Origin of the sequence: Streptomyces sp. NRRL F-525 (genome assembly GCF_000716605.1) — a bacterium.
Taxonomy (GTDB): Bacteria; Actinomycetota; Actinomycetes; order Streptomycetales; family Streptomycetaceae; genus Streptomyces.
Genome location: NZ_JNXE01000031.1, coordinates 54,990 through 69,461, shown reverse-complemented (window position 1 = coordinate 69,461; position 14,472 = coordinate 54,990). Strand labels below are relative to the sequence as shown.

At 74.6% G+C, this 14,472-nt stretch carries 4 protein-coding genes and 2 pseudogenes; all 6 read right to left on the bottom strand.

The genetic code is table 11. From position 1 onward, the window contains the following. Positions 1-19: 19 nt before the first annotated feature. Entirely contained in the window at positions 20-3,961 is a 3,942-nt protein-coding gene (locus tag OO69_RS34325) for a non-ribosomal peptide synthetase (RefSeq protein WP_033284790.1), read from the bottom strand. Positions 3,962-4,004: 43 nt separating this feature from the next. Further along, a complete protein-coding gene (locus OO69_RS53995) occupies positions 4,005-4,259 on the bottom strand; it encodes a phosphopantetheine-binding protein (RefSeq protein ID WP_420707938.1) in 255 nt (84 codons plus the stop codon). Between the two features lie 78 nt (positions 4,260-4,337). Further along, positions 4,338-6,147 (bottom strand): annotated as a pseudogene (locus tag OO69_RS53990) (amino acid adenylation domain-containing protein); the annotation flags it as partial. Between the two features lie 36 nt (positions 6,148-6,183). Continuing rightward, a pseudogene (locus OO69_RS52130) lies at positions 6,184-10,719 on the bottom strand (condensation domain-containing protein); the annotation flags it as partial. Further along, entirely contained in the window at positions 10,716-13,832 is a 3,117-nt protein-coding gene (locus tag OO69_RS34315) for a non-ribosomal peptide synthetase (RefSeq protein ID WP_033284789.1), read from the bottom strand. The pseudogene OO69_RS52130 and the gene OO69_RS34315, both read right to left, overlap by 4 nt. Further along, positions 13,829-14,077 (bottom strand): phosphopantetheine-binding protein, encoded by a 249-nt coding sequence (locus tag OO69_RS34310; protein ID WP_078652688.1) that lies wholly within the window; start codon positions 14,075-14,077, stop codon positions 13,829-13,831. The genes OO69_RS34315 and OO69_RS34310 overlap by 4 nt, the downstream gene beginning before the upstream one ends. Positions 14,078-14,472: the final 395 nt, after the last annotated feature.

The following is a 14,472-nucleotide window of genomic DNA, read 5'->3' as shown; positions in this document are numbered from 1 at the left end:
CTGGTGCGGGGTGGGCTGTTCAGGACTCGGCGAGGATGCCGCGCGGGTGGCCGAGGGCCGCGTCCTCCAGGCGGCGCGCGACCTCGGGGACGTTCGGCTGTTCGAGCATGCTGAAGTGGTTCCCGGGCGACTCGTCGATCATGAGCATGCCACCGACGCGGGGCTGCCATCCCATGTGCCAGCCCTCGAACAGCTCCGTCTCGGCGCGGATCAACACCGCGTCGGCGCGCAGCGGTTCGCGCGGGGTGTCCCGGTAGGCCAGCAGGGCGCGGGCGTGCCGGGTGTACAGCCGCACCAGTCGGCGCAGGTCCTCCACCGACCGCGCGTCGGCCCGCTCGTGTCCGGTGCCCTGGGTGAGCCGTACGACGTGTTCGATGCGGGCCTCGGGGTCGAGAGCCTCCAACTCCGCCTCGGTGACGTCGAGCCGGCCGGCGAAGGCACCGAGGATGGCGGCGGACTCGCTGGTGGCGTAGCGCGGCGGGACCGGGTCGTCGATGCTGGCACTGATGATCGTCAGCATGCCGATCTCCTCGCCGGCGGCCTCCAGTTGGCGGGCCATCTCGTAGGAGACCATGCCGCCCATGCACCAGCCGCCCAGGAAGTACGGGCCCTCGGGCTGGATCGCGCGCACCTCCGACAGGTACAGCGCGGCGATCTCCTCGACACTGCCCGGGCGGGGCACCTCCGGGCCGGCGTACTCCGGTGCCTGGAAGGCGTAGAGCGGACGGTCGGGGTCGAGTACGTCGACGAGTTCGGAGTAGCAGAAGACGCTGCCGCCGAGCGGATGCACCAGGAAGAAGGGGGACTTGGCGCCCGTCGAGCGCAACGGCACCAGGGTGGACGCGGCCTGCTGACGCTCCCCGCTGACGATGCCGGCCAGCTTCTCGATCGTGCCGCCCTCGAACAGCGCGGCCACCGGCACCTCGACGTCGGTGATGTCCGGCAGCCGCATGATGACGCGCAGGGCGGAGATGGAGTTGCCGCCGAGGTCGAGGAAGGCGTCGGTGACACCGACCTCCGGCACGCCGAGGACGTCCCGCCAGATCGCGGCGACGGCCTCCTCGACGGGGGTGCGGGGCGCGACGAACACGCCCGCCGTGGTCTCGTCGCGGCCGGGGGCGGGCAGCGCGAGCCGGTCGACCTTGCCGTTGGGGGTGAGCGGGAAGGCGTCGAGGACGACGAAGGCGCTGGGCACCATGTACTCGGGCAGCGCGGCGGCGGCCAGCTCGCGCAGTTCGGCCGCGGTCGGGGCGGCGCCGCCCCCGGGGGTGAGGTAGGCGGCCAGGCGGGCGTCGCCCGGCTGGTCCCGGCGGGCCATGACGACGACCCGGCCGACACCCGGATGCCGGGCCAGCACGGTCTCGATCTCGCCGAGTTCGATGCGGAAGCCGCGCACCTTGACCTGGTGGTCGGACCGGCCCAGGAACTCCAGCCGGCCGTCGGGCAGCCATCGGGCCACATCACCCGTGCGGTACATGCGGGCGCCCGCGCCGTCCGCGTACGGGTCGGGCACGAAGCGGTCGGCGGTCAGGTCGCCGCGCCGCGAGTAGCCGCGGGCGAGACCGTCGCCGGCGATGTAGAGGTCGCCGGGGACGCCCTCGGGGACCGGGGCGAAGGACGCGTCGAGGACGTACACGCGGGTGTTGGCGACGGGACGGCCGAGGGTGACGGGCTCGGCGGGGCGCACCCGGTCCAGGCAGGACCAGATGGTGGTCTCGGTCGGGCCGTACGCGTTCCACACCACCGGGAAGCGGGCGGTGAGCTCCTGGGCGAGGTCCTCGGGCAGCGCCTCGCCGCCGGAGACCACCCGCAGCCGGCGGTCGCCGCCGAGACCGGCCTCGACCAGCAGCCGCCAGCTGGACGGGGTGGCCTGGACGACACTCGCGCCGGACCGCTCGACCGCCTCCCGCAGCCGGGGCCCGTCCACGGCGATGTCCGGGGCGACGATCAGCTCGGCGCCGCTCAGCAGCGGCAGGTAGACCTCCAGGGCGGCGATGTCGAAGGACAGGGAGGTGACCGCCAACAGCCGGTCCTCCTCGGTCAGTTCGAGGTCACGGCCGAAGGAGAACAGCAGGTTGAGCAGCGCGCGGTGCGGGATCTGCACACCCTTGGGGCGGCCGGTGGAGCCCGAGGTGTAGATCGTGTACGCCAGGTGCCCGGGCCCGGCCTGCGGCAGCGGGTCGGTCTCCGGGCGGCCCGCGGCGACCGTGCGGTCGACCTCGACGACGGCGGTGTCCTCGGGGACCGCGGGCGGGGCGAGCCCGGCGCCGGTCAGCAGGACCGGGACGCGGGCGTCGTCGAGCATGTACTCCAGGCGCTCGCGCGGGTATCCGGGATCCAGCGGGACGTACGCGCCGCCCGCCTTCAGCACCGCGACCAGCGCGACGATCAGCTCGGCGGAGCGCTCCAGGTGGACGCCGACCAGGGTGTCGGGGCCGACACCGAGGGCGCGCAGCTCGTGGGCGAGGCGGTTGGCCCAGGCGTTGAACTCGCCGTAGGTCAGGGCGGTTTCACCGAAGCGTACGGCGACGCGGTCGGGGTGCTTGGCGGCGCGCTCGGCGAGCAGCTCGGGCAGGGTGCGGTCGAGGTCCCAGCCGGCCGCGGTGTCGTTGTGCCCGGTCAGCAGCCGGTCGAGGTCGGCGGGGGCGAGCAGCGGGGTGGCGTGCACGGCCGCGTGGGGGTCGGCGACGAGGGCGGCGAGGGCGTCGGCGTAATAGCCGCCGACGGTGTCGATCCAGGTGCCGGTGAACTCGGCCGCGTCGTAGTTGATGCGCAGCCGGACCTCGCCGGTGACCGGGTCGGTGCCGAAGTTGGCGGTGAAGGGGAAGTTGGTCTGCTCGAAGAACTCGCCGCCGGTGACCGCGAGTTCGGCCAGCTCCATGTCGTAGCCACGGAAGCTGCGGTGGTCGACGACGGTCTCGAAGAACTGCGGCCGGCGCTGGTCGGTGAGCATCTGGGCCATCGGGTAGCGGCGGTGCGGGAGCGCTCCGCTCTCCGCCGCGTGGATACGGCGGGCCAGGTCGGTCCAGGTGGTGGCGGTGACGTCCACGACGAGCGGCAGGGTGTTCAGGAACAGGCCCACCACCTCGTCGCCGTCGGCGGTCTCCGGGCGACCGTTGCCGACCAGGCCGGTGACGACCCGGGCGCGGCCGGACAGCAGGGACAGCACCCGGGCGTGGGCGGCGAACATCACCGACTTCACGGGCACCCGCGCCTCGGCGGCCACCGCGCGCAGCTTCTCCCCGAGGCCGGCGGGCAGCGGTACCTCGTGCACGCGGGCCTCGCGTACGGCGGCGAGGCCCGGGTCCGCTCTGCGGGGCAGGGCGGTGAAGTCGGTGTCCTCCAGCACGTCCGCCCAGTACGCGCGGGACTCCTGGCCGGCCAGGGCCTCCTGCTCCAGTGCCAGGTAGTCGCGGAACCGGGTGGCCGGTGCGGTCGCCCGGTCGGGACGGCCGGCGAGCCGCGCGTCGTAACCGGTGATCAGCTGCGAGGTGACCAGGGACAGGCTCCAGCCGTCCAGGATCGCGTGGTGGAAGCTCAGGTTGAGCCGGAAGTCGTCCTCGGCGAAGACGTGCACGTGCAGGGTGAGCAGCGGGGCCCGGGTCAGCACGAACGGCGTCGCCTTCTCCCGCTCGGTCCAGGCGGCCACCCGCCGCTCCTGCTCGGCCGGGTCCAGCCCGCGCAGGTCCTCGACGGTCAGCGGGGTCTCCACGGACGCGTGCACCAGCTGCATCGGGGTGCTGAAGCGGGTGAGGTCGAAGGAACTGCGCAGGATGTCGGAGCGCTCGATCACACCGGCGAGGGTGGCGTGCAGGGCCGCCTCGTCGAAGCGGCCGGACAGCCGGACGGCGGAGATGTCGTGGTAGGTGGGGGTGTCGCCGTCGGCGTGGCTGTGGAACAGCATGCCGGACTGGAGCAGGGTCAGCGGATAGGCGTCGATGATGTCGTCGTGGGACGGCACGGGTTTCCTCCGGGGTGCGGACGTCTGGTGGGCCGGGACGGCTTCAGGACCTGAGGCGGGCGAGGTCCTCCGGGGACAGCAGCCCGAAGGCGGAGACCTCCTGCCGGGCGGGCCCCTGGTGGGTGTTCTCGGCCGGCCAGTGGGCGAGCGCCTCGACGGTCCGGGCGGCGAACAGCCGCTGGAGCGGTATCTCGTGACCGGCCTCGCGGGCCAGCCCGACGATCCGCACGGCATGCATGGAATCGCCGCCGATCTCGAAGAAGTCGTCCCGGACACCGACCCGCTCCAGCCCGAGCACGCGCTGCCACAGCCCGGCCAGGAGCTCCTCCTGAGCGGTGGTCGGCGCGACCTGCTCGGCGGCGGTGCCGGCGGCACGGTCGGGGACGGGCAGCGCCTTGCGGTCGACCTTGCCGTTCGGGCTGAGCGGCAGGGCGTCGAGGGTGACGAAGGCGCTGGGGACCATGTGCTCGGGCAGCCGTCGGCTCAGCCCGGCACGGAGATCGGCGACAGTCGGCACGCCGACGGCGGCCACGGTGACCGCCGGGGCGGGCGGGTTCGCGGTGGTGGGCGCCGAGGCTGACCGCCGGGGCGGGCGGGTTCGCGGTGGTGGGCGCCGAGGCGGGCGGGATTGCGGCGGCGGACTCGGTCGTGGCTCCTTGCTCCGGCGGATCGGCGAGGGTCGGGACGCCGACGGCGGCCACGGCCGAGCGGCCGCTCACGGAGACCGCCGGGACCGGGGCGACGGGACCGGTGACCGCCGGGGCGGGTGGGTTCGCGGCGCTGGATGTGGTCGTGGCTTCGTGTTTCGTCGGATCGGAAGGTTCCGTCGTCGCCGTCAGGTATGCCACGATCCGCCGGTCGCCCGGCCGGTCCTCCCTGACCACCGCGACCGCCTGGCCCACGCCGTCGAGGTCGAGCAACGCCGCCTCGATCTCGCCGAGTTCGATGCGGAAGCCGCGGACCTTGACCTGGTGGTCGGTGCGGCCGAGGTACTCGATGTGGCCTTCGGCGTTCCAGCGGGCCAGGTCGCCGGTGCGGTAGAGGCGGGCGCCGGGCGGGCCGAACGGGTCGGGGACGAAGCGGTCGGCGGTCAGGGCGGGGCGTCCGCCGTAGCCGCGGGCCAGTTGGACCCCGCCCAGGTGCAGCTCGCCGGGGACACCGACGGGGGCCGGCCGGAAGCGGGCGTCGAGGACGTAGGCGCGGGTGTTGGCGATCGGGGTGCCGATGGGTACCGTCGCGCCGGTCCAGTCGGGGCGCGACGTCCAGCGGGTGACGTCGACGGAGGCCTCGGTGGGGCCGTACAGGTTCTCCAGCCCGGCCTGCGGCAGCGCTCGGTGGAAGCGGCGGGCCAGGTCCGCCGGGAGGGCCTCGCCGCTGCACACGACCAGTCGCAGCGAGCCGCAGTCGGCGGCGCGGCCGGCGGCCAGGAACGTGTCCAGCATGGGCGGCACGAAGTGGCAGACGGTGACCCGCTCGTCCCTGACCAGGGTGGCCAGGTAGTCGGGGTCACGGTGCCCGCCGGGCGCGGCCAGGACCATCCGGGCGCCGGTCAGCAGCGGCCAGAACAGCTCCCACACCGACACGTCGAAACTGATCGGCGTCTTCTGCAGCACCGTGTCCGCGCCGGTCAGCCCGTACATGTCCTGCATCCACCGCAGCCGGTTGACAATGCCCCGGTGCGGCACCTGCACGCCCTTGGGGCGGCCGGTGGAGCCGGAGGTGTAGATGACGTACGCCAGGTGGTCGGGGCCGGCGAGCGGTTCGGGTTCGGTGCCGGGGAAGCCGTCCCCGGCGTGCTCGTCCACGGCGACGACGGTGAGACCGTCGACCGCGAGGGCCTCGCCACCGCCGGGGTGCGTGAGCAGCACCGGCACCCGGGCGTCGGCGAGCATGAACGCCAGCCGCTCGTGCGGGTATCCGGTGTCCAGCGGCAGATGGGCGCCGCCCGCCTTGAGCACCGCGAGCAGGGCCACCATCAGCTCCGGTGAGCGCTCCAGATGGACGCCGACGACAGTGTCGGGGCCGACCCCGAGACCGCGCAGCCGGTGCGCCAACGCGCTTGCCCGGCCGTGCAGTTCGGCGTACGTCAGCTCGCGGTCCCCGCACCGTACGGCGACCGACCCGGGATGCCGGACGGCGGCCTCGGCCAGCAGAGCGGTCAGGGTGTCGCCCTCGGGCCAGGCCACCCCGGTGTCGTTCCAGCCGTCGAGGAGCCGACCGCGCTCGGCGGGACCGAGCGGGTCGACGAGGGAGACCACGGCGGACGGGTCGGTGGCGACGGCGGTCAGCACGTTGGTGAAGTGCTCGACGAACCGTTCCACGGTGGCCGCGTCGAACAGCTCCACGTCGTAGTCGAGCCAGCCCACCAGCTCGCGTCCGGTGTCGATCATCCGCAGGTTCAGGTCGAACTGGCTGTTGGCGGCCGACACGTCCACGAACTCGCCGGTGACGCCCGGTAGTTCGAGCATGCCGAGTTCCACGTTCTGCAACGCGAACAGCACCTGCACCAGCGGGCCGCGCGACAGGTCGCGCTCCGGCGCCAGTTCGGTGACCAGCCGGCCGAAGGGGACCCGCTGCCGGGCGAACGCCGCCAGGGCGCTGTCGCGGACCCGGCCGAGGAGTTCACCGAACTCCGGGTCGCCGTGCAGGTCGACGCGGAGCGGCAGGGTGTTGAGGAAGCAGCCGAGCAGGTCGTCGAACTCGGCGCGCGGCCGGTTGGCGACGGGCGTGCCGACCAGCAGCCGCTCCTGGCCGCTCCACCGGGACAGGACGACGGAGTAGGCGGAGAGCAGCGTCATGAACAGCGTCGAGCCGTGCGCCAGGGACAGTTCGCGCAGGGCGGCGGAGGTGGCCGCGTCCACGGTCAGCCGGCGGCGCGCGCCGCGGTGGGCGCTCACGGCCGGGCGCGGCCGGTCGGTGGGCAGCTCCAGCACCCGGGGCACCCCGTCGAGGTGGCCGCGCCACCAGTCGAGCAGCCCGTCGAGCACCGGCCCGTCCAGGTCGGCGCGCTCCCAGCGCGCCACGTCCGCGAACTGGAGCCCCGGCACGGGCAGTTCGCCCTCGCGGCCCTGGTAGGCGGCGGACAGCTCGCGCAGCAGAACACCGAACGACCAGCCGTCGAAGGCGATGTGATGCACCGTCAGGGCGAGTACGTGGTCCGCGTCGGCGATCGTCAGCACGGCCGCACGCAGCAGCGGGCCACGCGTGAGGTCGAAAGGCTCCTTGACGCTGTCCATCGCCGCGGCGACGGCGCCGCCGTGCGGGTCCGGGTGCTCCGACAGATCGGTGACGCGTACGGCGACCCGGGCGCCGGGGACGGCCCGTTGGCGCGGGGTACCGTCCTGGCCGGTCTCGAAGACGGTGCGCAGCACGGCGTGCCGCGCGACGACCGTGTCCACGGCACGCTGCAGTGCGGCCGGGTCCAGCGGGCCGCGCAGCCGCAGCACGACGGGCATGTTGTAGGCCGCGTCGCCGGGGCGCAACTGCTCCTCCAGCCACAGGCGTTCCTGCGTCCAGGACAGGGGGGCGGGCTCGGCCGGGTCGGTGCGGGGAATGTCGGCGGGGCGGACGTCCGTGACGGGCCCGGTGTCGCCGCTGTCGTCCCTGTCGTCCCTGTCGCCCAGGAGGCCGGCGAGCGCGGCGATCGTGGGGTGCGCGAACAGGTCCTGGAGGGTGAGCAGTTGGGCCGCGGCGCCGGGGAACTCGCGCCGGACCCGGGCCAGCAGCCGGGTCAGCAGCAGCGAGTGGCCGCCGAGGGCGAAGAAGTCGTCGGTGGCGCCCACGCGTTCACGGCGCAACAGCACCCGCCACTGCTCGGCGAGGCGTTCCTGGACCGGGCCCTGCGGGGCTACATGGCTGCCGGTGGCGGCCTCCGCCCGGTGTTCCAGTGCCAGCAGCGCCGACCGGTCGGTCTTCCGGTTGGCGGTGAGCGGCAGGGCGTCGAGGACGACGTAGGAGGAGGGCACGAGGTGATCGGGCAGCCGCCGGGCGAGGGCGGCGCGTATCCCGGTGAGGTCCGTGGGCCCGGTTCCGGTACCCGTGCCGGTGGCGACGAAGGCCACGAGCCGGTGGTCGCCGTCGCCGTCCGCGACCGCGAGGACGGCGCTCTGCCGTACCCCGGGCAGCGCGTCCAGCGCGGCCTCGACCTCGGCCGGCTCCACCCGGAAGCCACGCACCTTGACCTGCTGGTCGGCGCGGCCGAGGTGGTCCAGCAGGCCGTCGGGGCGCAGCCGGGCGAGGTCCCCGGTGCGGTAGAGGCGGTCGCCCGGCCGTCCGGCGAACGGGTCGGGAACGTATCCGTCGCCGTCGCCCCCGTCCGCGTACCGCGCCAAGTAGGGCGTCCGGACGACCAGTTCGCCGATCTCCCCGAGTCCCGCCGGCCGGTCGCCCGCGAGGACGAGGAGCTGCACACCGTCGATGCCGGGGCCGAGCGGTACCGGACCGGCCGGGATCGCGTCGAGGGGGGCACCCGCGCGGTGGGCGAGGTACGTCGACACCGCCTGCGGGGTCTCGGTGGCGCCGTACAGGTTCAGGAGGTCGGCGCCGGGGGCGAGCCGGGCCCAGGCGCGCAGGGTGCGGCCGGTCAGGGTGCCGCCGCCGAAGCCGACCAGCCGCAGCGCGGGCCAGCCGGCCGCCCCTGTCCCGGCCAGGGCGCGGGCGAGGGCCGGGGTGAGATGGGCGACGGTCGGCGCGGCCTCACCGAGCCAGGCCGCGAGGGCGGCGGTGTCCCGTACGTCGGCGTCGGGGAAGACGGCGGTGCCGCCCGCCCACAGCGGGGCGAGGACATCCCGCAGGAACGGGTCGTGCCCGAGCCCGGACAGCACGGCGAACCGGTCACCGGGCCCGAGACCGAAGGCACGCGTGTACCAGTCGAGGAAGTGCCCCAACGGCCGATGCGTACCGACGACCCGACGGGGCCGGCCGGTGGTACCGGAGGTGAAGGTGACGTACACATCGTCGTCGGGGTCGGGAGCACCGTCGGACAGTCCGACCCCGGCCGGTGCGTCCTCGATGACCTCAGGGGACTCCACGGCCAGGACCGGCCCGGTGACGCGTCCCGGCAGCGGCCGGCCGGGGGCGCAGTCGATCCACGCGTGGGGTGCGAGTGCCTCGGCGCGGGTGCGCAGGACGTCCTCGGGGTGGTGCGCGTCCAGTACCGAGAAGACCGCGCCCGCCTTGACGGCGGCCAGGACGCCCAGGACGACGGCCGGGTGGCGGGCCGCGTGCAGGGCCACCGCGTCGCCCGGCCGGACGCCGCGCTCGTGCAGCAGCCGGGCCAGCCGGTCCGTCGTACGCGCGACCTCGGCGTACGACCAGACGCGGTCGCCGGCGATCAGGGCGGGCGCGTCCGGGGTGGCCGCCGCGTGCTTCGCGAGCCGGTCGGCGAGCGGCTCGGGCGCGGTGGGCGGGAGGTCGGCGGTGGGGTCGGGCAGCAGGGTGGTGGAGCGGGGGGTGGCCAGGTCGAAGTCCCGTAGGGAGCGGGTGGGGCGGGCCGCCGCCTGGGCGAGGACCGCGCGCAGCTGACGCAGCAGGTCGTCGACGCGCTCGCCGTCGAACAGCCCGGCGTCGTGGACGGCTTCCAGTGTGTAGCCGCCGTCCGGGCGGGCACCGGCGTACAGCGTGAGGTCGAACTTGTTGTCGATGTCGCCGAACGGCAGCTGCTCCACCGTGCAGCCGGTCAGTTCGGCCGGGACGGCGGGCGGCAGCATGTTGAAGAAGACCTGCACGAGCCGGCCTCGGGACAGGTCGCGCTCCGGGGCGAGGTCCGCGACCAGCCGGCCGAACGGCACCCGCTGCCGGCCGAAGGCCTCCAGGGCGTCGTCGCGGACCCTGCCGAGGAGTTCGGCGAACGCCGGGTCGCCCGCCGCGTCCACCTTCAGGGGCAGCGTGTTGAGGAAGCAGCCGACCACGTCACGGCTGCCGGCGCCGCGGGTGGACGCGGGGGTGCCGACGACCATCCGTTCCTGGCCGGTCTGTCGCGCGAGCACCACGCCGAACGCCGCGAGCAGCGTCATGAACGGCGTCGCCTCGTGGCCCCGGGCCAGCTCCCGCACGGCCGCTCCGGCCGCCGGGTCCAGCTCCAGCCGACGGCTCGCGCCGCGGTGACCGCGTACGGCGGGGCGCGGGCGGTCGGCGGGCAGGTCGAGCACCCGGGGAACGCCGTCCAGGTGCCCGCGCCACCAGGCCACCAGTTCGTCCGCGGCCGTCTCGCCGAGCCGGGCGTGCTCGGCGCGCACGGCCTCGACGAAGCCGCGCCGGGGCGGCTTCAGGACGGTGTCCGGGGCGCCGTACAGCCGGGACAGCTCGTCGAAGACGATCGCGAACGAGTGGCCGTCCGCGATCAGATGATGGGCCGACAGCAGGAGCAGCCACGCGTCGTCGGCGTACCGCACCGCCAGCACCCGCAGCAACGGCCCGTGGGCCAGGTCGAACGGCTCACGCGCGGTCCGCCGCAGCGCCGTGCGGGCCGCCGCCTCCGGGTCGGGGAGCCCGCGCACGTCCTGGGTGCGGACGGTGACGGCGGCCTCGTCCAGGACCCGCTGCCGCGGCTCCCCGTCGGCCGTGGTGAAGACGGTGCGCAGCGCGTCGTGGCGGGCCACGAGGGTGTCCACGGCGTGCTGGAGCGCGGCGATGTCGAGCGGGCCGCGCACGCGCAGGGTCACCGGCATGTGGTAGGCGGTGTCGCCCGGGCGCAGCTGCTCCTCGAACCAGATCCGCTCCTGGGTCCAGGAGAGCGGGTCGGCCAGGTGGTCGGTCATGTGAGGTCCTCAAGAAGGTCGGTGCGTCCGGTGAGGTCGGCGAGGCCGGTGGTGAACAGGGCCGCGGTCTCGGCGAGCGCGGCGGTGTCCAGCAGGCCCTCGGGCGCGGTGACGGCGCCGGTGAAGGACCTGCCGTCGTCCCAGAGTTCGCAGCACAGTTCGGCCTGGGGGCCGAGGGCGGGAGCGGGCAGCGGCGTGAACCGGACGCCGTCGGCCTCGGCCGGGGCCGCGACGCGCTGCAGCACCAGCAGGTTCTGGTAGAGCGGGGTGCGGCCGCCGGGCGGACGAGGGGCGAGCGCGGCGATCTCGTCGGTGCCGAGCGCGGTGTGCGCGAACACCTCCAGGAGCCGTTCGCGGACCAGCGCCAGCAGGGCCGGGGGGTCCAGCGCCGGGTCGGCGGCGATCCGTACCGGCAGGCCGTTGGCGAGGTAGCCGACGGTGCGTTCGTGGGCGGCCTCGCGGTCCTCGACGATCGTGCCGACGGCGAGGTCGCTCTGCCCGGTCACCTTGGCCAGCGCCCTCCACCAGGCGGCGAGCAGCGGCACCAGCACCGGGTGACGCTCGCGGGCGGCGAACTCCCGCAGCCGGGCGGTCGTTTCGGCGCCGAGGTCGAGGGGGTGCGCCACGAGGGGCCGTGTCCACAGCTCCCGCGTCCCGAGCGTCGCCCCGCCGGGCCACTCGGGCGCGGTCAGCCCGGTCAGCCGTGCGCGCCAGAACTCCCGGTCCTCGGCGGCGCCTTGGCGCGGGGCGGCGGCGGGCGGCGCGGGCGCGGGGGCCGGGGTGCGGCCCGCGTAGGCGGCGGCGAGGTCCGCCACGAGGATCTCCTCGGACCGGCCGTCGTAGACGATGTGATGGACGGCGAGCAGCAGGTGCCGCCCCTCCCCCGAACCGGCCAGCCCGGCGGCGAACAGCGGCCCGGCGTCCAAGTCCCCCACCAGTGCGGCGAGTTCGTGGACCAGGGCGGATTCCTCGTCCGGGCGGATCAGCAGCGGGGGCGGCGGCGGATCGTCGGCCACCGACCGGTGCGGCCGGCCCGCCTGCCGGGGGAATGTGGTGCGCAGCGCCGGATGCGCGGCGGCGACCGCGCCCAGGGCGTGCCGCAGCCGCTCCGGGTCCAGCGCCCCGTCGACCGAGACCCGGCTGACCGCGACATGACCGGGAGCACCGGGCGCGAGCCGCGAGGCCAGCCAGAACCGGCGTTCCCCCGGGGAGAGTCCGGTGCCGCCCGCGACATCGGCGCTCGGGGCGTCCTCGTACGGCTCCCCGGCCCGCCGGGTGGCGGCGAGCGCGTCCAGAGCGGCCGCGCTCGGGTGCTCGTACACATCACGCGCCGACAACCGCACCCCGGACACCCGCGACAGCCGCGCGGCGATCCGCAGCACGTGCAACGAGCTCGCCCCGGCCGCCAACAGGTCGGCGTCGGCGGGCAGTTCGGGCCGGGAGAGAATCGCCCGGGCTTCCCGCAGGGCGGGGGTCACGGCGCCGGTACCGGTACCCGGGGAACACGCGCTCCCCACCGGAACCGCGGCCCCGGCCCCCTCCTCCGCCGCCGTCCGCGCCCGCACCCACGCCTCCACCGCCCGCAGATCCGCCTTGCCTGTCGGGCCCAGCGGTACGGGACGCAGGTGCAGGAAGCGGTCGGGGCGCAGGTACGAGGGGAGGGCGCCGGTGGCCGCGCGGCGCAGCGTGTCGTCGGGGCGGGGTGCCGCGTCGTCGGTCGTGTAGGCGCAGACCGTCCCGGTGACCGTGCCGCGCTCGTCGCGCAGCGGGACGAGGAAGGCGTGCCGTACACCGGGGAACGCGGCGACCCGGCGTTCCACCTCGCCGGGCTCCACCCGGTGGCCGCGGATCTTGAACTGGCGGTCGGCCCGGCCGACGTAGGACAGGCGGTCCTCGTCGTCCATGCGGACGCGGTCGCCGGTTGCGTAGGCGCGCAGGGTGCCGTGTCCGGGCAGCGCGACACGGGCGAAGCGGCGGGCGTTCTCCTCGGGCCGGTCGAGATAGCCGAGGGCCAGTCCGTCGCCCGCCGCCCACAGCTCGCCCTCGGTGCCGCGGGCCACGGGGCGCAGGGTCTCCGGGTCGAGGACGGCCAGGACGGTGCCGCGGACCGGACGGCCCACCGGGATGCCGTGCGAGTCGGCGGTGTCGGCGCGGCGGATGTCGTGCGTGCTGACGAAGACCATGGACTCGACGGGTCCGTAGCCGTTGGTGACCCGCAGGCCGGGGTGCCGGTCGAGCAGGGCCGCGATGTGCGGCGGGGACAGCCGCTCGCCGCCGCACAGCAGGTGCCGCAGGCCGGTGAACGCGTCGAGGTCCTCGTCGACGATCAGGTTGACCACGGAACTGGTGAGCCAGAGCGTCTCGACTCCGTGCCCGGCGACGAGGGCGCGCAGGCCGTCGGGGGTGATCAGCGGCTCGTCGGGGGTCACACAGGAACCCCCGTTCATCAGCGGGCCGAAGACCTCCAGCGCGCCCGCGTCCCAGTACGGCGCCGCGAGCAGCGGCATGACCGTGCCGGGTCCGAACGCGGCGTAGCCGCCGTCGACGAAGGTGCGCACGAAGGCCCGGTGCGGCAGGACCACCCCCTTGGGGCGGCCGGTCGAGCCGGAGGTGAAGAAGACACAGGCGGGGTCGTCGGCGCCGACGGCCGGAGCCCCGGCGCGCCGGGGGCGGGCGGCGGTACCGTCCGGCAGCGGTACGACCCGTACCCCGGCCGGGAGATGGGCCGTGGCGCCGGTCGTGTCGAGGACGACGCGTGCGCCGAGGTCCTCGACGACTCCGCGCAGCCGCTGGGCCGGCCAGGCGCGGTCCACGGCGGCGTAGGCGGCGCCGGCCAGCAGCACGCCGAGTGCGGCGACGGCGAAGTCCGCGCCGGCCGTGGCCTGCACCGGCACGAAGTCGCGGGCCCGGACGCCCGCCTCCACGAGCAGGTCGCGTACCGCGCCGGCCCGCGCCACCAGTTCGCCGTAGGTGACGCGGACACCGCCCGGTCCGCGCAGGGCGATGGCCCGCGGGGACCGGGCGGCCTGCCGCAGCACCGCTTCGTGGGCGGTGGCGCCGGCCGGGACGGGAAGCCCCGGGCCGACCGCGACCGAGGGCCGCGGGCGGCTCATACGGAACGGGGCGCCGCGTTGAGCGCCGCCGCCAATTCGACGGGGGTCGACCGAAGTACCACGGTGAAGTCGGCCTCGATTCCCCAGAGCTCTTCGACGCGTTCGACGACCAGTACCGCTTGGAAGGAATCGCCGCCTTGGGCGAGGAAAGTCGAGTCGTCGAGGATTTCGGCACCCAGGATGTCGGCGAGGAGCACCCGGACGCTTTCTGTGTCTATTCCATGAGTGACGTCGAGTTGATTCATGTCGTCTTCTCCACTGATCCGCGGGCTGGACAGGTCGGCCGGATTTCTATCCCCAGCCGCTGTCGCCGAGCGGGATCAGGGCGGTGTGGACGCCACTGACGAGCCCGGCCACGACCAGAAGAACAAAAACGACGAAAACTGACCTACTCATGAAAATCCCCCACCGGATCGGGACTCTGCGTGACCGGCCGTACGCATGGCCGCTCGTTTCATGATGTTGTAATCCCGGCCGCATGGCCGTCCAGGGCACTGGCCGCGCATGATGATGCGAACAGGAAACTGCAGGGGGGAAGAAGTGGACAAAATCCTAGAAACCGACCCTTCGTTGCTCCTTCAGGGATTCACGCCGGACCACATCCGGCTTTATCGCTGGGGAGCGACCCAGGCCTTTTTCA

Coding starts and splice junctions, on each gene's coding strand:
- OO69_RS34310 (WP_078652688.1), bottom strand. CDS start 14,077: ATGAATCAACTCGACGTCACTCATGGAATAGACACAGAAAGCGTCCGG.
- OO69_RS34315 (WP_033284789.1), bottom strand. CDS start 13,832: ATGAGCCGCCCGCGGCCCTCGGTCGCGGTCGGCCCGGGGCTTCCCGTC.